This window comes from Neisseria sp. P0008.S010 (assembly GCF_051962715.1).
Lineage (GTDB): Bacteria > Pseudomonadota > Gammaproteobacteria > Burkholderiales > Neisseriaceae > Neisseria > Neisseria elongata.
Window position 1 is genome coordinate 13,512 of record NZ_JBQCVA010000009.1, and the last position, 18,857, is coordinate 32,368.

An 18,857-nucleotide genomic window follows, 5' to 3' on the forward strand; every position below is an offset into this window, starting at 1 on the left:
TTCCTTTTTAACGCATTCAGACGGCCTATTCCCCCTGTTCCCCATCTTTCGACACAGGTCGAACAACCTTTTTACCCCAGCAATATTCGGGTAAATCGACATAGCTTCTTATCGTAACGACATCCGGCTGTTTGCCGTCCCATTCCAATGAGGCCCCCTCATCGGCAATCGCACAGCCCTGCAGATTTTTTTGGCTAAACGACAAATTGATACTGCTTATCCGTTTATTTGCGTCAAAATAAACCTTACCCCAATAGGGCAGGTTCTCCGAAAGGATATCCGCCTCCCAATATGCCCCCAACTGCTCGTACCTCACCTTTTCCAAGGGCAGCTTCATCGCTTCCGGCCATTGCGGAACCGATACTTCCGCCGACTTGTCCAATAGGCATTCCAACAGCCTGTAGTCGGCGGGATTTGACGGTTTCCGTCCGTTCTCGTTCTTCACGCCCCAAAGGATATCGTTGTCGCTGCGGCAACGCCAACCCTCCACTTCCGCCACACCTCCCATGCCGTTGCCGGAGCGGGTGGTCAAAGTCGCCTCATAGTGTCCATCGTACTGACTGACAACACGCTCCATCTCACCAACGGTAACACCTTTCCAATCAATCGGATGAAGATATTCGACGCGGGAGAAGGTGGAAAAATCGGGGACTTTCTTTATCCCCATTTGAGGCTCTACGACCAACCTCGAACCGGCTGGTATGCGGATGCCGTCAATCAATAATTCTTTGTCATTCTCTTGATAACGGGATTCCTCATATGCCTGCTCCCCCGCATTCTTAATGACGGCGAGGATAACAACCGACAAAATCAGCAAATTAAGCATTATTGCCAAAGTCTTGATTGCGGGATTTTTAGCTGTAAAAATAGCCACGATACTCGCCATCCATACTCCGAAAGCAACAAGTATCAAAAAACCAAAGCCGTAAACTAAAACTTCCAATCCGTCCAAACCCATATCCTGTTTCCTTCCCTGGTTTTCAGACGGCCTTCAATGCCGCCGCAAATGCCTTGATTTTCAAAGCATCTTTAACCCCTGCCGCGCTTTCCACACCGCCGGACACATCCACCGCCGCCGCGCCGCTGGTTTTCACCGCTTCGGCAACGTTCCCCGCCGTCAAACCGCCCGCCAAAATCCACGGTTTGCCGATGTTGCCGCGCAACAGCGTCCAGTCGAAACTCTGCCCCGTGCCGCCGTATTCGGTCGGATGGTAGGCGTCGAACAACAGCGCGCGGGCATTGGGGAACTTGACACAGGCCGTCTGAATATCGGCAGCCGATTGCACGCGCACGGCTTTAAGATACGGCCGGTCGAACTGACGGCAGAAATCATCGTCTTCGTCGCCGTGAAACTGAATCACGTCTATCGGTACTTGACGCAGAATTTCGCGGATAACGTCCGGTTGTTCGTTCACAAACAGCGCAACTGCCGACACAAACGGCGGCAACACCGCCGTGATTTCCCTTGCCTGCACCGCCGTTACCGCGCGTTTGCTTTTAGCGTAAAACACCAGCCCGACGGCATCCGCGCCCGCCTCGGCGGCAGCCAGTGCATCTTCGGGGCGGGTAATGCCGCAGATTTTGATACGGATGGGTTTCATCAAAACTTCCTTTATGGTTCAGACTCCGCACTTTTTAATACTCAAAGCAGAGGGCTTTCGGCAGAAATATAACTCCTGCCGGCGATAAAATACACAGGGCGTCGCTTATGTCGCATCCTGTGCGTTAAAGCATCACTTATTTCTTTCAGACGGCCTATCCATACAGCGGGAAACGTAATCCGCCACCGTGCGATAGTCATACCCCAAACGGTTGGAAACGGCAGCAGCCAATGCCTGCTCATTCTCAAAATTACCCATATCGGCAGCCAAATCGACAATTTTCGCCGCACCGATATTGCGGAATGCGGCGGCAAATCCGTCGGCTAGAAATTCCGCAGCATAATCGTCGGCAAAATCAGCCCCAATATCGCACAACAATTCGTCTTCGGCAATCGGAAAAAACTACGCTGCCAATTATTCAAACCGTCCATTCCGTTCAACCGCCTGCTTCAGCCGCCTCTGCAATCGCCTCTTCGGCATTACGCATTTTCATAAACCGTCATCAAACGGCCACAACCAATCGGGCGGCGGCGGTACGGGCAGGCCGAACTCGGGCGGATAATCCACACCCGTCAGATACAGTCCGTCCGGCATAAAGGTCGGCGGAGCTTTCAGACGGCTTTTTTCAGCCAACAGTTCGGCAAAACCCTGCACACTCAAACGCCCGTTGCCCACATACACCAGTGCGCCGACGATATTGCGCACCATATGGTGCAGAAAGGCATTACCGTGCAAATCCAAAGCCATCAACTGCGGTGTGCCGTGCAAAACCGCGCTATATAAAGTTTTGACTGGAGATTTTGCCTGACACTGCGACGCGCGAAAGCTGGAAAAATCATGTTCACCGACCAACAGCGCGGCAGCAGCCTGCATGGCGGTAAAATCCAACGATGTATGTGTCCAACCGACACGGGCGGCCAACAACGGCGAATGGACGGGCGAAGATTGCAGCACATAACGGTAGCGGCGGCCGAAAGCATCAAAACGTGCATGGAAATGCGGCGCAACCCGCTTGGCCTGCCAAACCGCCACACCTTGCGGCAACAGGCTGTTCACGCCGCGTATCCATGATTGCTCGCCGCGCTCGGCAGCAGTATCGAAATGCACCACCTGAGCCGTGGCATGCACACCCGTATCTGTTCGGCCTGCAGCAACGACATTCACCGTTTCACCGGCAATTTGACTCAATGCCGATTCCAAAGCCGCCTGAACCGAAACTACCCCGTCGGCCTGTTTTTGCCAACCGAAAAACCGGCTGCCGTCGTAAGACAACGTCAATGCCCAGCGGCTGGTGCTTTCAGACGGCCCTTCTGAATTTTCAGACGGCCTCTCTAATATCATGACCCTGCATTCCAAAAAACATCATTAAAAATATCGGGCGGCATTATATCCAGCAGCTTAAATTCGAACCAGCCGTCATTGCACTCCCCATGATAAAAATAAACCCCGAGTATAAACCCGGGGTTTCATTCCGATTACTGTCAGCCTCCGATACTGTTCAGCAATGCCCTCGATTTGGCCTGTATCTCACCGCTGGACTCTTCAATCAATTCATTCAAAGTCTCGCGGGCGGCCTCAGGATCACCAATCTCAATATACATTTCCGCCAATTCGTACTTCGCTTCAAGCGGGGCAGTCATACCGACCGATTCGGAAACGAATGCCGGTTTACTGTCGCCCTCTGCCATATCCAAATCAGACCAATCAATGGCTAACTCATCGGACGAACCTGCCGAACCATCGTCAAAAGTAATATTGGTGCTGCTGAAATCGACATCGTTATCCGACCAGTCCTCGCTACCGGATGCAGCCCCCTCAGGCTCGGCTTGAACCACCGGCACTTCCTGCACTTCCGGGATTTGCACATTGAAATCAGGCAACTCCTTGGCTGCCACCGTTTCAACAGCCTTCTCTTCGACAACCCGGGCTGTTTCAACGGCAGGAGCAGATACCGGTTCAACCTCAGAAATGTCAACTTCTTGAATTTCGGGAGCTGCAATTTCAGGAGCAAAAGGTTCTCCAGTTTCAAACGACAATGGCTCGATATCTGCAGGTTGATGCTCTTCGACCAAAACTGTTTCAGGCACAGCAACAGGCTCGAACTCAACCGTTTCGGCAGATTCAACAGCCTCCACCTCAACCGATGGCCAGCTAATTTCAGCCGGTTCAACCGGAATAGGCTCTGATGCAAACAGCAATGTCGGTGCCGGTGTTTCAACATCAGTCTTGACCGCCTCGGGCTCAGACGATGTATCAAATGGCTGATCATCCACAACAAAAGCCAATGCCTCTTCCGCAGGCTCTGCTGTTTTTTCCTCTATAGGCGTTGCCGCAATCGCCTCAACAGGCTCGGGAGCGACAAATTCCAACGCATCTTCAACCGTTGTTTCAGTTGCAACTTGGATGTCCTCTGCAAACACCTCCTGTCCGGCTTGCGGAGTTTCGGCAACAGGCTGGATTTCTTCAGATGAAACCACTGCAAATTCCAGCGGTTCTTCAATTTCGGCAACCTGCCCGATATCATTTTCTGCCCATGAAACTGTTGCAGGCTCGACAATCTCTTTTTCAACCGTGTTGACAACTTCAGGAGCCGATATAGCCGTTTTACGCTCTTCGTATTTGAAAATCGCCTCAGGACTGGCCCAAGAAGTAATGGTTTCCTCTGCCGCTTCGTTTTGCTCTGTTTCTACCGCCTCAGACCAATCAAGTACAGGTGCAGATTCGGTTGTTACGGTTTCAACAGGAGCGGGAGACGGCTCAACGGCCGGCGAGGCAGCAGAAGCATTTTTGACCAAACCAAAATCATCAGGTTCAAATACGCTGTCGGTTGATTCAATACTGTCCCAATCGGCATTGGCTCGGCTCAGGGTTTCTTCATCATCCGTAACGGCACTACTCACAATGCCGGCTTGCTGCTGATCAATGGCCAGCGCATTCAGATTTAAATCGAAGCCGTCATCCTGCGATGCAGGCTTATCCTCACCGACCACCTCGAAGAATACGTCATCGTCTTCTACATCATCTGCCGCCATTGCGGTTTCAGCCATTGCCGTTTCTTTAGTGATAGGTGCTTTCGGGTGTTCCGGCTTGGCTATGGGCTGATGCAAACGGATGCCATCATTCTGCTCATCAAACGGAGTTTCTTCTCCGGGTTGATCATCTTGGCGTGATTTGGCTGCGGCTTTGCGATCTAAAAACAGCTTGGCCAATAGCAAAATAATCGTCAAACCTATACCACCGGCCAAAACCAGTTTCCACAAAGAACCGCCTTCATCTTCCGAGCCGGCATTTTCGGCTTCCGCAGGCTGCGGCTTGATCTTGGCACTTTCCTCTTCGGAAACTACAGGCTGAGACGGCGCAGCAGAAACCTCCTCTTTAGATGCTTGCTGCACTTCCGAAATAGGCTGAACAGGAGGCACCTGTTCGGACGGTTTCGAATCCTCAACCACTTCCTGTTTAACTATCTTCTCTTGAGGCTCTGTAGCAACTGGTTCTTGTTTTTTAGGTTCTGTTTTTTCTTCAACAGGTTTTACCTGTTCTTTTTCTTTTGTTTCTGCTGCCGGCTTAACAGGGGGAGCCTCCTTCGCGGGCTTTTTCTCTACCTGAACTGAAGCCGATTGTTTGAACGAAGAAGGTAAATCTAAAACAACACCTGCAAAAAGCTGATTGGGATTGCGGCCCAACTTTTTCTGGTTGGCATTGATTAACGCCCGAACTGCCTGATCTACCGGCATATCGGCGGGTTTCAGCTGTTCTGCAATAATTGTCAGCGTTTCGCCAGTCTGTACCGTATGCTGCCCGGATGTCGCTACCGGGGCGGCATCCATCTTCTTACCCGAATCGGGAACCGGATTCTTTTTCTCGGCGGCTTCGCGCTCGGCTTTTTTAGCCTCGGCCACGGCAGCTTTCGCTTTGGAACTGGAAGGATCAAGTACAGCCGTATATTGGCGTGACAGCCCTTTCACATCCATCTGAAACACGATAACAGGCTCATTAATGGCACTAGACGAACGCAGGCTGACAATCGCATCATTGCCTGATTTGCGTACATTTGCCTTCAACCGATTATCGGACAAGTTGAGTTTAGTGCCCCTTAATAATTCTTTTGCCTCTTTTCCTGTCACGGTAACTGTTGCGGAAAATGGTTCGCCCAAACCGGAATTTACTCTCAACCCACCCAAGGCTGCTACGGAACCGGTGGAGGCCAACAGCGACACAGACAATGCTATCAATTTGATTTTACTATCCACTTTCAAAATTTATCCCCTGATTATTCGGCGGCATGATTTTAACGCCCACAACTTTAGCTTCCTATCATATCTTTTATTTACCTTTCTTGCCAAATTTAATCATAAGAAAATATCTATTACTCATACGTCCTGTCGCTATCTTGCCATTACGCTTGCCTAAATCCTTTACGCATTCCCTGAGTTAACAACTTCTATCTCTTCCTTACCTCATTCAGGCAACCATGAAAAGGATGCAAAAATCAGCAGCTATCTGTATGATGGCGGTTTTCATTTAATATTCTCATATTTTATTGATATGAAAGCTGCCAGCGATTTTATTGCCGTCATACTCTTTTTTCTAACCTACATCCTAACTAAGAATATTATTTGGGCAACGTCTGTTGCCGTTGTTGCCGGTATTGCCCAGGCGGCATTTTTGTGGTGGAAATTCAGAAAACTGGAAACAATGCAATGGGTCAGCCTGTTGTTAATCGTCGTTTTCGGCGGAGCCACCATTTTAACCGGCAACCGTACCTTCATCATGTGGAAACCAACCCTGCTCTTTTGGACCGGCGCCATTGCCATCCTCATCAGCAACATCATTAAGAAAAACGGTCTTCAAGCCCTGCTGGGTAAAGAGATTTCGTTACCGGATGCCGTGTGGAAAAAATTGGCAATAAGCTGGATGTTGTTCCTTATTATTATGGGCTTTGTCAATTTGGCTGTCGCTTATCCCTTTTCCGCAGAGCGTGAGGCCGTCTGGAACAATTACAAATTTTTCGGTGCCATTCCGCTGACTTTCCTTTTTTCTTTGGCACAAGTTATCTATCTGAACCGTTACCTCCCCAAGGAGAACAAAAATGACTGAACAATACTATATGCTGCTGGCAACAGACGGCGAAGATGTGCATGAGGCACGTATGGCAGCCCGGCCCGACCATCTGGCCCGCTTGGAACACCTGCATTCTGAAGGCCGCCTGCTTACTGCCGGTCCCAATCCATTACCCGACAGCGCCGACCGCGTTTCCGGCAGCCTGATTATCGCTTCTTTCCCCTCACTGGATGCAGCCCAAGAATGGGCGGAGCAAGACCCTTATGTGACAGTGGGCGTATACGAAGAAATATTGATCAAACCCTATAAAGCGGTTTTTAAATGACGCTCTGCACGGAACAGCAAATTCAGACGGCCTTAGGGAATTTAAGTCCCGAGATATTCGAATTCTCCGACGAAAGCCACCTCCATGCCGGACATGCCGGCAATAAAGGCGGCGGACATTACCGCATCCTCGTGGTAAGTACGGCCTTTAACGACGTCCTGCGCCTCCAGCGTCAACGGATGGTTAAAGAGGCTTTACACGAATGGTTTTCAGACGGCCGCATCCATGCCCTCAGCATCCGCGCGCTCACACCCGACGAATACTTCCATCAACTTTAAGTGAGAAACAAAATGAAAAAGCACTACTTCCTCCCTGCATTGATCATGGCACTATTTTCAGGCGGCCTAATGGCCGAAACCCTGCTAACCGTAAATGGCAATAAAATCGACAGCGAAGAAATCGACCGGCAAATCAAATTGATCCGCCAAGACAATCCCCAATTGCAGGATTCCCCCCAACTCCGCAATCAACTTCTCAGTAACACTGTTACCCGCATGTTGGTCAATCAGGAAGCACGCCGTCTGAAACTGGAACAAGGACAGGAGTTTAAAACCGCCAGCGAAAATGCACGCAAATCAGCCAAAGAACAAGGCGCCGACAAACATGCCGACTTCAAACAACAGTGGGAAGACTATCAAGCCGCACTACTGGCCGAAGCCTTTGTTTCGCATATTAACAAAACTAATCCCGTCAGCGACCAAGAAGTTCGCCAAGCCTATGATGAAAGCAAAAAGTATTATGAAGGCAGCAGTGAAGTCCGGCTTGGTGAAATACTGACTCCCAAAAAAGCAGATGCCGAACAGGCCATCAAAGACCTGAAAGCAAAAAAACCGTTTACCGATACTGCCCGCAAATATTCCGCCGATCCGACAGTCAAACAAACCGGTGGCATCAATCCCGAATTTGATGCATTAAAAGACCTTGAACAAAGCGTGCCACCGATTTACGCCGCTGTAAAAGACTTGAAAAAAGGACAGTTTACATCCACACCGGTTGTCGGTAACGGCGTATTCGGCATTTTCTACATCCACGACAAACGTCCGCTGCAACTGCCGCCATTCGAACAGGTTCAAAACAACATCCGTCACAACCTGCAACAACAAAAAATCAGCCGGGCTGTCGGTGCACTGTATCAAAAAGCCACCATTACCCCGGCAAGCAAATAGGAAAAAACCATGAAACATAAACGACTACTCACTTTTATTGCACTGGCATTAACCGGCATTTCCATTGCGGCGCCCCAAATTGACTCGGCACGCGTGGATGCCATGCTGGAACAGTTTGGCAATACGGAACAAACCCAACTTCCGCCTGATGCCCGCCAGCAAATTGAAAAGACTTTGGCTGTAACCGACATACTGAAAGCAGAAGCCTTAAAACTGGGCTTGGACAAACAGCCTGCCGTCCAAGCGCGCTGGAAGAATTTGGAAGCGCAATTCTATGCCTCCCAATACGAAGAACACTTGGTTAAAACCGTTTCCGTCAGCGACAGCGAGGCACTTGCCGCTTACGGCAACCTGACCCGAATCGTCAAGCTGGCACAAGTACGTTTTGCCACGGCAGACGAAGCACGCGCCGCACAACAACTGTTGCTGAAAGGCTTAAGCTTCGAGAAACTGATGGAACGCTACCCCAATCCCGATCAGCCCGCCATGCAAGAACCTTTGCCGATTGGCCGCCTTCCGGTAGAAATTGCAAATATCGTCGGCAATATGCAAAAAGGCGATGTCAGCCGCGAGCCGGTAGCCTATCAAAACGAATTCTACCTGTTCAAAATTACCGCCTCCGAGCAAGCACAGGATGCACCACCGTTTGAACAAGTAAAAGAAGCCGTTATCCAGCAAGTGAAACGGCAGAAGGCACAGGAACAAATTGACCAATTGTTGAAAGCAAACGGTATTTCCCTGTAATACCGCCGGCAGAAGCATGAGGCCGTCTGACAATGACTTTTCAGACGGCCTCAACTTCAAATACAGCCCGACAGGGTTATATAGTGGATTAAATTTAAATCAGGACAAGGCGACGAAGCCGCAGACAGTACAGATAGTACGGCAAGGCGAGGCAACGCCGTACTGGTTTAAATTTAATCCACTATACTTAAAAGTTATTCTGCACCCTTATAATGCTCTGACTCCTTCAAAATTTCAGGTTTCACGATTCCCTGCAAATCCTTAGTGGAAATGGTCAATTCAGGTCTGCCTAAAACATATGCACCGATTTCGTAACTTTGATACAAGAAAGTCAAGCCGTTTTTATCAAACCGCCAGTTTTCCGTGGCGGAAAAATCATTGCCGTTATACTCGACAATATATTTCCGCGCGCTTTTTTCGTCATCCTCTCCACCTTCCACCAAATACTTGACATAGGCTTCTTTAATTAGATGCGTCAGTTTTGCTTTTTGTCCGGGTAACAGAATGTCATCCAACTTAAGCGGTTTCGGATTGGCAATACCGCGCTTCAATACCGTCAGCGTGTGCACGCCGTATCCGTGTGGGCCACAGGTGAATTCCCAATCTTCTTGTCCGAAAACGGCATAGTTGGGCGTATAGCCTTCCAGTTCCAACGTATCTATATAGTCCAACGCACAAGGATAGCCACCATCTTTGCCGAGTTTCCTATTTTCCCGATTGGTCTCCTTTACGTCTTTGTCGCGTATTAAGGTCGTCTGAACCGATTTCTGCGTAGGCAGTTTGCCCCCCATTTGTTTTCTGACCCAGTTATCCAAATGCTTATCACCGGTAATCGGATAGCCGACGGTAAGTTGATGGCAAAGGGGTTTGCCTTCACTATTTTTACCGGCACAGGATTTGGCTTCCAAGGTTTTGGATTGAAACGATAAAGGGGCAGCCTGAACATTTGAAAAGAAAACGAGGGACAGTGCTGCGGCAGCAAGCGTTTTGCGGAACATATCAACACCTATTAGGATTTGGATTTAATTAATGGGAAGCCCAGTTTCTCGCGGCTTTCGACGTATTTCTGCGCTACGGTGCGGCTCAGCGCGCGGATGCGGCCGATGTAGGTGGCGCGTTCGGTCACGGAAATGGCGCCGCGTGCGTCTAAGAGGTTGAAGGTGTGTCCGGCTTTGAGGACCAGCTCGTAGGCGGGCAGGGCGAGGCTGGCGTTTTCTTCGGCAAGCAGGCGTTTGGCTTGTGCTTCGTAGTCGTTGAACTGGCGCAGCAGCCAGTCGGCATCGCTGTATTCGAAGTTGTAGGTGGATTGTTCGACTTCGTTTTGGTGGTACACGTCGCCATAGGTGACGGTGTTGCCGTCGAGCGTTTTTGCCCAGACGAGGTCGTAGACGTTTTCCACGCCTTGCAGATACATCGCTAAGCGTTCGATGCCGTAGGTGATTTCGCCGAGTACGGGGGTGCAGTCGATGCCGCCGACTTGTTGGAAGTAGGTGAACTGAGTCACTTCCATGCCGTTGAGCCAGACTTCCCAGCCCAAGCCCCATGCGCCGAGGGTGGGGTTTTCCCAGTCGTCTTCGACGAAGCGGATGTCGTGGACTTTGGGGTCGACGCCCAATTCGCGCAGGGAATCGAGATAGAGGTCTTGGATATTGGCGGGGGCGGGTTTGAGGGCGACTTGGAATTGGTAATAGTGTTGCAGGCGGTTGGGGTTGTCGCCGTAGCGGCCGTCTTTGGGGCGGCGGCTGGGTTGGACGTAGGCGGCAAACCAAGGCTCGGGGCCGAGCGCGCGCAGGCAGGTGGCGGGGTGGGAAGTACCTGCGCCGACTTCCATGTCGAAAGGTTGGATGACGGTGCAGCCTTTGTCTGCCCAGAATGTTTGCAGTTTGAAGATAATTTCTTGGAAAGTGAGCATGGTAAAGTTGTGTATTTTGCAAAAGAAAGGCATTTTACTGTTTTGACGGTACTTTGAATAGCTTGGGATAGCTTGCTTTCCTCATTGCATTTATAATGCGGAAAATTTTGTTTGGCTTATGTTAAAGGAATGTTATGAATAACGGTAAAAATGAACACAAAGAACAAAAAATCGGCCTGTGGCTGGTTGGCGGCGCAGCCGGTTTATCTGTGCTGACCATCCTGTTTTTATCGGTTTGGGGCTGGGAAACAGGCAAAATCGAAGGCTCTCCCACTTACGGCCAAGCCGCCGCATCCGAAGTGGCCGCATCAGCCGTATCGCAAGCCGCCGCATCCGAAAACAACGAACCTGCCGCCATTACCGACTTAGAAACGGGCGAAACCGGCACGGCAGGCGGATCGTTATTCATCATCCAAGAAGCACCTCCGCTTGAAGTCGAACTCGCGCCGTCCGAATCTGTCGTCGACAAAGGCCTCTCCATCCCTGTTGACGAAAGCGTCGTGCAAAACCAAGGTTCGGCAAACGAAGCGCAAGACGAAGCCCGCATCGTTACTGCAAACGGCGCAGTGAAATTCTACTTCGCCACAGGTAAAGCCGATGTTGCCCCGGGCGCGCAAGAAGCATTGAAAGATGTGCTGGTTGCGGCATTGGGCGGCAAAAAAATCGTGGTTTCCGGCTATCACGACAGCACCGGCAATGCGCAAGTCAACGAAGAACTGTCTAAACAGCGTGCATTTGCAGTCCGCACGGTATTGCTGGGCTTCGGCGTACCGGACAAACAAATCGAACTGCGCAAACCGAGCGACACCGAAGCAGGCAGCGGCGCGGAAGCCCGCCGTGTGGAAGTGTTTGTCGAGTAATCACTCCGATACACAGCACATTGAATTTCAAAGGCCGTCTGAAAGCATCTGTGTTTTCAGACGGCCTTTCTGTCCGACGGACTTCTCTGTCGGCAGCAGGCGGAATATATAGTGGATTAAATTTAAATCAGGACAAGGCGACGAAGCCGCAGACAGTACAAATAGTACGGCAAGGCGAGGCAACGCCGTACTGGTTTAAATTTAATCCACTATACGAATCCGCTATAAATTTCCCCCTCCATTAACTCCTTCACGGTTTGAACAATCTTGGATTTCCCCACCCTGCCCTGCTTGAAGTTCAAGCCATAACAGGTTTGCGCCAAGCCATCCGCCTCCGTACCAATAAGGCCGCCTGAAAAACGTTTCCGCTTTGCGGCTGATGTTTTTCAGACGGCCTTTTACCGATACGGGGCAAACACTTGCCTTATTGTGCGTTCTGCCGGTACCACTCGATAAACGCATCGGGTTGGACAAAGCCCAACAAGGCTTCGCCGTGGCTGTCGTCGGCTTTGACTACAAACACGCCCGGCGGGCCGAACAGGCCGTATTCTTTCAACAATGCCTGATGATCGGCGGTATTCGCGGTTACATCGGCTTGGAAGAAACGGTTCATCGGCACGGCCTGGCGCACTTGCGGCGTATTCAGGGTATAAGCTTCCATTTCTTTGCACGACACGCACCAGTCGGCGTAGAAATCCAGAATCACCGGCGTATTGGGGTCTTCCTGCCATGCCGCCGCCATTGCGGCTTTCAGCTCGGCCACATCGGTGAATTTATGGGCGGCTTCCCCGGTCGGATGCAAGGTCAGAAAACGGTGCATCGCGGTTTGTCCGCCGCGCAGGCTTTGCAGGCCGAACCAGCCGCCGCACGCCAAAAGGAGTGCTGCCAAAACGGAGGAAACGGTTTTCAGACGGCCTTTCTGTCCGCCAAGCTTCATCAGCAGCAGGACGGCCGGAGCAAGCAGCAGCAGGGTGTACAGCGTCGCGGCAAGGGCGTAAGGCAGGAAGGACGAGGCCAGATAAACCGCCACAGCCAGTAGGATAAAGCCGAAGGTGTATTTGACGCCGTTCATCCAATCGCCCGCTTTAGGCAGGATATGGCCGCCGAAAGTGCCGATGATAATCAGAGGCACGCCCGTACCCAGTGCCATGACATACAGTGCCAGGCCGCCGAGCACGGCATCGCCGGTTTGGCCGATGTAGCCTAGTGCCAAGGCCAGCGGCGGTGCGACGCACGGGCCGACAATCAGGGCGGAGAACATGCCCATGCCGAATACGCCGGCGATTTTGCCGCCCGACAATTTGTTGCTCTGCTGTTGGAAATAGCTTTGCACGGCGTTGGGCAATTGAATGTTGAACAGGCCGAACATGGACAACGCCAGCACCACCATCAGGGCGGCCGCAGACAATACGACGGCCGGTTGTTGCAGCCAAACGGTCAGCAGCGCGCCGGTCAGCCCGGCAATCACGCCGACGATGGTATAAGTCAGCGCCAAGCCTTGGGTGTACACCATCGTCAGGGCGAAGGCGCGGCCTTTTCCGGCATTTTTATCGCCGACCACGATGCTGGAAACAATGGGAATCAGCGGATACATGCAGGCAGTGAAACTCAATCCCAGCCCGGCAGTAAAAAACGCCAATAAATTGGCGCTTAACGTGTCCCACGACAGTTTGAAACGGCTGCTGTCGGCTTTGTTTGCCGGAGCGGGCGGCACGGCTTCCGCTTCGTTCAACGTGGCTTTCGGTGCAGTGAACCGATTGGAGGGCTTGTCGGCCGCACTATCGCTTTGCATCGTGTGCAAGCCTTCGCGGTCGATTTCGAATGTGGTTTCGTTCGGCGGATAGCACACGCCGACATCGGCGCAGCCCTGATACAGCACGGTCAGCTTATATGTGCCCGAAGGGGCGGCCTTATAAGGGAAAACCGCTTGGGCGGCGTGGTAATACACGGTTTGCTTGCCGAAAAATTCGTCTTCCTTTTCTTTGCCGGGCGCGTATTGCGTGTCGCCGAACGCGGTTTTCGGCTCGGCGGCGACGGTTATCTTGTCGCGGTAGAGATAATAGCCGTCGGCGATTTTGAATTCGACGGTTACGCCCTGCTTGTCGGCCTTAACCTGCGGCACAAACGCCTGTTCGGGCGGCAGCAGTTGCGATGCATCGACGGCGAAGGCGCGGCTCAGGCTGAAGAAGGCGGCAAGGAAGAAAATCAATTTTTTCATCGTACTGACTCGGTTATGGATTGGCTGCAACGGGCGGTTTATAGACATTTCCCGCCATACTGTCAAACGGTTTGCCGACAAATATTGAGCAAACTCAGCAAAGGGCGGATTATGCGTTCGAATGCGGGCGGCGAATCGTCGGAAAGTCGCATTCGCAGGCAGAATTGCAACAGGCCGTCTGAAAAAAACGTTGCGGCATTTTTCAGACGGCCTCTTCCGCCCGCATTGGGGATAACGATAGCGGCCAAACAAAAAGGCGGCACGCCGTGCCGCCCGACGCGTTAATAATCGACTCTGATTTTCGGCTGCTGCTTCGCGGCCTGATATTCGCCTTCCAGCTCGAATTGCAGCGGATAAAGGTTCAGCTTTTCCATCAGCAGGCGGTCGCCGTCTTCGCCGGGGTTTTCGGTGGTTAAGAGCTTGTCGCCGTAGAAAATCGAGTTAGCGCCCGCCAAGAAACACATTGCCTGCATGGATTCGGGCATGTTGCTGCGCCCCGCCGACAGGCGGACATAGCTCTCGGGCATGGTAATCCGCGCCACGGCGATGGTGCGGACAAACTCCGTCCAGTCCAAATCTTCGGCATCGGCCAGCGGCGTGCCTTCCACTTTGACGAGCTGGTTAATCGGCACGCTTTCGGGCTGCGGGTCGAGGTTGGCAAGGCTGGCAATCAGCCCTGCGCGTTCGGCGCGGGTTTCGTTCATGCCGACGATGCCGCCGCAGCAGACTTTCAAACCGGCGTTGCGAACCCTACCCAAAGTGTCCATGCGGTCTTCGTGTTTGCGCGTATGGATGATGTCGTTGTAGCGTTCGGGGTCGGTGTCGAGGTTGTGGTTGTAATAATCCAAACCTGCTTTTTTGAAGTCTTCCGCCATGCCGTCTTCAAGCATACCGAAGGTGCCGCACACTTCCATGCCCAGCCCTTTGACCGCGCTGATAATTTCGGAAACCACGGCCACGTCTTTCGGCTTTGGCCCGCGCCATGCCGCGCCCATGCAGAAACGGCTGGCGCCGCGCGATTTGGCGATTTTCGCTTTTTCGACGATTTCGTCCACATCCATCATCTGTTCTTTGCCCAGATTGGTGTTGTGGTGCGCCGATTGCGGACAGTAGGCGCAGTCTTCGGGACAGCCGCCGGTTTTGATGGACATTAAGGTGGAAAGCTGGATTTCGCGCGGGTTGAAATGGCTGCGGTGGATTTCGGCCGCCTGAAAAACCAAATCCAGAAACGCCAGGTCGAACAGGGCTTCGACATCGCATTTTTTCCAATAACGCGCGGTCGGATGCGGCTTGCGCTCGGTTTGGCGGCGCAAGGCAACGGGAGATACGGTCATATTGTGTTCCTTTGTGTTCGCAGCGGCGCAATGACGCTGACCGGCCCAACCGTCATCGCAATGATGCCGGCGGCACTTTCAGGGGAATAAAGATTTGACGCTTGCCGGAGGATTCGGGCCGGCCGCTTACCGCTTCAGGCCGTCCGAACCCGCCGTTTGGCACGGCTTCGCGCTAATCTTGCGGGGTGTATTCATTCAAATCGATTTCTTCGGGCGGATACAAAATCCACGAAATACCGTCGGACTGCTGTTTGACATGCCACACGACCACGCCGTACGTATGCGTCCACATATGCCGGGTACCGTCTATATCGTTGATGGCAAACGGCGGTATCCACATCAGCGAAATTTCGCCGTCCCCCGCCCAACCCGCCTCCAGAAACCGCTGCCGCGCGATGTCCAGATAGGATTCGGCATTATCGACAAAGCCGGCAGGATTCAGGCCGAAGTGCAGATTATCCACATATTCAAACCAAATCAGCTTGAATTCGTGCAGTTTTTGCGGCGGATAGGGAATAACGGCCGCTTTAGGAATGGTGTATGCCATGATGCAGAGTTTAAACGGAATCGGGTGTATCAGGCCGTCTGAAAAGCGCGCGGCAGTTTAACATTTTTTAATTTCGGGCGGCAAACCGTCAGCCCGATAATTCAAACTCAGGCAGCCTGATGCGGGATGCGGCGGTATCATCTTTCTTTTTCGGTTTGAGGCCGTCTGAAAAACATTTTCAGACGGCCTCTCCGTTTTACCTCAGGCCAGCAGCATTTCCTGCATCAGCTTCATGCCCCACTGCCACCCTTGCAGCGGCCCGTTCAGACGGCCTGCCTGCGGCGCGGCCAATAATGTCGCGCGCCACACCTGCGCCTGCCGTCCCGCCCATTCTTCGGGACAGTCGGAATCGTCGCGGCCGACGACCAATGCGGCGCGGCAGGGGCAGCGGACGCGTTGGAACGTATGCTCGGCATCGTCGGGGAACGCGGTTTGCAGCGGGGCGGCGAGGATGATGTTGCGCACCCGCCGCTGCGAGAGGATGTCTGCCCGATACAGCCAAGCCAGCCAGGCCGAAACGCCTGCGCCGTGGGCAACGACGGCGACGTTTTGACTGTGTATCTGCTCCCAGGCCGCCTGAATCCGCCGCTGCCATTCATCTATGCTTTGGCTGCGGGACGCGGCGGTCGTGCGGACGGTGGGATAGCTCACCGCCCAGCGGTCTATCCACATTTCGGCTTCGTCGGCATCGCGGACGAGCAGCAGGGTGAGGTCTTCCAGTTCTTGGCTTTGCATGGCGGTCGGGTTGTCGGTAAAAAAAGACGGGCTGGGTTTGATGGTGTATCCCGTGTCCGTTCGGCGGGAATCGGGAGGCCGTCTGAAACGTTTTTTGTTTTGTAAAAACTCAGTTTGCTTCGGCGAATTCGTTTTAGCTTCACAGAAACCCACCTTCCTTCGGCGGCTTCGTTTTAGCTTCGCAGAAACTCAGCCTCCTGCGGCGGCTTCGTTTTCAGACGGCCTTTTTTGATGCGGTAAAGGCCGTCTGAAAAAACAATGTTTTTATTCTTCGTGCCCCAGAATCATGGAGCCTACACCCTCGTCGGTAAACACTTCCAGCAGGAGGGCGTTGGGAACGCGTCCATCTATGATGTGGACTGCGCCGACGCCGTTGGAGGCCGCTTCGATGGCGGAGGCGATTTTCGGCAGCATGCCGCCGTAGAGGGTGCCGTCGGCGGTCAGTTCGTCGATGCGGCGCGGGGTGAGACGGGTCAGCAGGCTGCCGTTTTTGTCCAGCACGCCTGCGGTGTTGGTCATCATAATCAATTTTTCGGCCTTCAGTTCTTCGGCCAGTTTGCCGGCGACGAGGTCGGCGTTGATGTTGAAGGCGCCGCCGTCTTTGCCCACGCCTATCGGGGCGACGACGGGGATGCAGCCGCGTTCGATGATGCCGGTAATCAGGGCGGTGTCTATGCTTTCGACCGTGCCGACGCGGCCGATGTCCGCTTGTGTTTGTTCGGGGGTGTCGATGAGGAGTTTTTCCGCTTTGATGAAGTGGTTGTCGCGGCCGGTGATGCCGACGGCTTTCGCGCCGCTTTGGTTGAGCAGGGAGACGATTTCTTTGTTGACGAGGCCGCCGAGCACCATTTCGACAATGCTCATGGTTTCGTCGTCGGTAACGCGCATTCCTTGGACGAATTCGCCTTTTTTGCCGATTTTTTCCAGCATTTCGTTAATCTGCGGCCCGCCGCCGTGGACGATGACGGGGTGGATGCCGACGAGTTTGAGCAGGGTGATGTCTTTGGCGAAGCCTTCTTTCAGATGTTGCTCGGTCATGGCGTTGCCGCCGTATTTGACAACGAAGACGCTGCCGGCGAAGCGGCGGATGTAGGGCAGGACTTCGGCCAATACGGCGGCCTTGGTTTCGGCTGTTACGGTGTTGTGCGGTACATTCATGTGCTTGCCTTTTTCTGTTGGGTCGTAAATGCGGCTTTTGCCGGGCAGAGGCCGTCTGAAAGGGCGTTTTCAGACGGCCTGTTAAGTTATTTGCGCTTTAATATGTATTGGCGGACGGCGGCGTTGTGTTCGTCGAGGGTGTGGCTAAACTGGCTCAGGCCGGTGTCGTCCATGCGGGAAACGAAATACAGGTATTTTTCCGAAGAGGGGTGGGCTGCGGCCTCCAGTGCGGCTTTGCCCGGCAGGGCGATGGGCGTGGGGGTGAGGCCGTTGCGGGTGTAGGTGTTGTAGGGGGTGTCGCGCCGGAGGTCGGCTTTGCGGATGCGGCCGTTGTAGGCGTCGCCCATGCCGTAGATGACGGTGGGGTCGGTTTGCAGGCGCATGCCGATGTTGAGCCTGTTGACGAAGACGGCGGCAACGTGGCGGCGGTCGTTTTCGTGGGCGGTTTCTTTTTCGATGATGCTGGCCATGGTCAGCAGTTCGTAGGGTTTTTTGTACGGCAGGCCGCTTTGGCGTTCTTCCCAGGCCTGATTGAGGTTTTTCTGCATGGTGCGGTAGGCGAGTTTATAGAGTTGCAAATCGCTGCTGCCGGCGTCAAGTTCGTAGCTGTCGGGGGCAAATAGGCCTTCCGCGCGGGTGTACCCTGCTTCGGGGTCGATTTCCTTCAACAGTTTTTCGTCGCTCCAGCCTGCAGTGTCGTGTTTCAAATCGGTGGTTTGGTCGATGATGCGGCGCATTTGGGCAAAGCGCATGCCTTCGATGATTTGTACGGTTACGGTGTCGGACTCTGATTTTTTCAGTTTTTGCAGAATCTGCCAGGCCGAAACTTTCTGCGGCAGTTTGTAGCTGCCGCTTTGCAGGCGGTTGTGTACGCCGAGCATGTAGGCCGCGCCGACCAGGACGTGGCGGCTGTAAATGATATCGTCTTTGGCCAAACGGTTGCCGACGGCGGCAATGCCCTGGCCGTTTTCGATTTTGATGCGGTAGGTTTGCGGGTTGGTTTTCGGTAAGAACAGCAGGGCGGCGAAAACGGCCGCCGACAGCAGCATCAGTGCCGAAAGGAAAACAAAGGCTTTTTTCATAGGGAAAAGCGGGAATGCAAAGGGCGGCAGTATAAAGGCAAAGAATCCGTCGGGCAATTTCAGACGGTCTGTTTGCCTCGGCGGCCGCCTGCGGGTAAAGTATCGTTGTTACCA

19 protein-coding genes and 2 pseudogenes are annotated in these 18,857 nt (G+C 53.0%); 8 read left to right on the forward strand and 13 right to left on the reverse strand.

Features of this window, described 5'->3' with window-relative positions:
- Positions 1–25: 25 nt before the first annotated feature.
- The 5 genes from ACTHSL_RS03940 to ACTHSL_RS03960 form a co-directional block, all read right to left on the reverse strand.
- A complete protein-coding gene (locus tag ACTHSL_RS03940) occupies positions 26–958 on the reverse strand; it encodes a hypothetical protein (protein ID WP_440380413.1) in 933 nt (310 codons plus the stop codon).
- Positions 959–980: 22 nt separating this feature from the next.
- Positions 981–1,601, reverse strand: a complete 621-nt coding sequence (locus tag ACTHSL_RS03945) for a phosphoribosylanthranilate isomerase (RefSeq protein ID WP_440380414.1) — start codon at positions 1,599–1,601, stop codon at positions 981–983.
- 132 nt (positions 1,602–1,733) lie between these two features.
- On the reverse strand, positions 1,734–1,976 hold the full coding sequence (locus ACTHSL_RS03950; RefSeq protein ID WP_440380415.1) for a hypothetical protein: 243 nt from the start codon (positions 1,974–1,976) through the stop codon (positions 1,734–1,736).
- Positions 1,977–2,090: 114 nt separating this feature from the next.
- Positions 2,091–2,942, reverse strand: coding sequence for a tRNA pseudouridine(38-40) synthase TruA (truA, locus tag ACTHSL_RS03955; protein ID WP_440380416.1), 852 nt, complete (start codon positions 2,940–2,942; stop codon positions 2,091–2,093).
- A gap of 140 nt (positions 2,943–3,082) precedes the next feature.
- Entirely contained in the window at positions 3,083–5,851 is a 2,769-nt protein-coding gene (locus ACTHSL_RS03960) for a FimV/HubP family polar landmark protein (protein WP_440380449.1), read from the reverse strand.
- 295 nt (positions 5,852–6,146) lie between these two features.
- On the opposite strand from ACTHSL_RS03960, the gene ACTHSL_RS03965 reads away from it, so the two are divergent.
- From ACTHSL_RS03965 to ACTHSL_RS03990, 6 genes and pseudogenes are all read left to right on the forward strand, one after another.
- Positions 6,147–6,698: a septation protein A gene (locus tag ACTHSL_RS03965; RefSeq protein ID WP_114922652.1), complete on the forward strand. Its 552-nt coding sequence runs from the start codon at positions 6,147–6,149 to the stop codon at positions 6,696–6,698.
- Positions 6,691–6,987, forward strand: coding sequence for a YciI family protein (locus ACTHSL_RS03970; RefSeq protein ID WP_440380417.1), 297 nt, complete (start codon positions 6,691–6,693; stop codon positions 6,985–6,987). The genes ACTHSL_RS03965 and ACTHSL_RS03970 overlap by 8 nt, the downstream gene beginning before the upstream one ends.
- Positions 6,984–7,265, forward strand: a complete 282-nt coding sequence (locus ACTHSL_RS03975; RefSeq protein WP_440380418.1) for a BolA family protein — start codon at positions 6,984–6,986, stop codon at positions 7,263–7,265. The genes ACTHSL_RS03970 and ACTHSL_RS03975 overlap by 4 nt, the downstream gene beginning before the upstream one ends.
- A 12-nt stretch (positions 7,266–7,277) precedes the next feature.
- Positions 7,278–8,153: a peptidylprolyl isomerase gene (locus ACTHSL_RS03980; protein WP_440380419.1), complete on the forward strand. Its 876-nt coding sequence runs from the start codon at positions 7,278–7,280 to the stop codon at positions 8,151–8,153.
- Positions 8,154–8,162: 9 nt separating this feature from the next.
- Entirely contained in the window at positions 8,163–8,897 is a 735-nt protein-coding gene (locus tag ACTHSL_RS03985) for a peptidylprolyl isomerase (RefSeq protein ID WP_440380420.1), read from the forward strand.
- 76 nt (positions 8,898–8,973) lie between these two features.
- Positions 8,974–9,087: pseudogene (locus ACTHSL_RS03990) on the forward strand (IS5/IS1182 family transposase); the annotation flags it as partial.
- Positions 9,088–9,091: 4 nt separating this feature from the next.
- Here ACTHSL_RS03990 and ACTHSL_RS03995 read toward each other — a convergent pair.
- Positions 9,092–9,895: an RsiV family protein gene (locus ACTHSL_RS03995; protein ID WP_440380421.1), complete on the reverse strand. Its 804-nt coding sequence runs from the start codon at positions 9,893–9,895 to the stop codon at positions 9,092–9,094.
- Between the two features lie 11 nt (positions 9,896–9,906).
- A complete protein-coding gene (glyQ, locus tag ACTHSL_RS04000; protein ID WP_440380422.1) occupies positions 9,907–10,809 on the reverse strand; it encodes a glycine--tRNA ligase subunit alpha in 903 nt (300 codons plus the stop codon).
- Positions 10,810–10,943: 134 nt separating this feature from the next.
- Here glyQ and ACTHSL_RS04005 point away from each other — a divergent pair, with 134 nt between their 5' ends.
- Complete coding sequence (locus tag ACTHSL_RS04005) at positions 10,944–11,669, forward strand: OmpA family protein (RefSeq protein WP_440380423.1); 726 nt, start codon at positions 10,944–10,946, stop codon at positions 11,667–11,669.
- A gap of 107 nt (positions 11,670–11,776) precedes the next feature.
- A pseudogene (locus ACTHSL_RS04010) lies at positions 11,777–11,884 on the forward strand (IS5/IS1182 family transposase); the annotation flags it as partial.
- A 209-nt stretch (positions 11,885–12,093) separates the two neighbouring features.
- Here the strand turns inward: ACTHSL_RS04010 and dsbD are convergent.
- The 6 genes from dsbD to mltG all read right to left on the reverse strand — a co-directional run bounded on the left by dsbD (position 12,094) and on the right by mltG (position 18,743).
- Positions 12,094–13,887 carry a protein-disulfide reductase DsbD gene (gene dsbD, locus ACTHSL_RS04015; protein ID WP_440380424.1) on the reverse strand — a complete coding sequence of 598 codons (1,794 nt, stop codon included), beginning with the start codon at positions 13,885–13,887 and terminating at the stop codon, positions 12,094–12,096.
- A 281-nt stretch (positions 13,888–14,168) separates the two neighbouring features.
- Entirely contained in the window at positions 14,169–15,221 is a 1,053-nt protein-coding gene (bioB, locus tag ACTHSL_RS04020) for a biotin synthase BioB (RefSeq protein WP_440380425.1), read from the reverse strand.
- 172 nt (positions 15,222–15,393) lie between these two features.
- Positions 15,394–15,768, reverse strand: coding sequence for a hypothetical protein (locus ACTHSL_RS04025; protein ID WP_440380426.1), 375 nt, complete (start codon positions 15,766–15,768; stop codon positions 15,394–15,396).
- 201 nt (positions 15,769–15,969) lie between these two features.
- Entirely contained in the window at positions 15,970–16,503 is a 534-nt protein-coding gene (locus ACTHSL_RS04030) for an alpha/beta hydrolase (RefSeq protein WP_440380427.1), read from the reverse strand.
- A 264-nt stretch (positions 16,504–16,767) separates the two neighbouring features.
- Positions 16,768–17,661 (reverse strand): acetylglutamate kinase, encoded by an 894-nt coding sequence (gene argB, locus ACTHSL_RS04035; protein ID WP_049251305.1) that lies wholly within the window; start codon positions 17,659–17,661, stop codon positions 16,768–16,770.
- Between the two features lie 86 nt (positions 17,662–17,747).
- Positions 17,748–18,743, reverse strand: a complete 996-nt coding sequence (gene mltG / locus ACTHSL_RS04040) for an endolytic transglycosylase MltG (protein ID WP_440380428.1) — start codon at positions 18,741–18,743, stop codon at positions 17,748–17,750.
- Positions 18,744–18,857 lie beyond the last annotated feature (114 nt).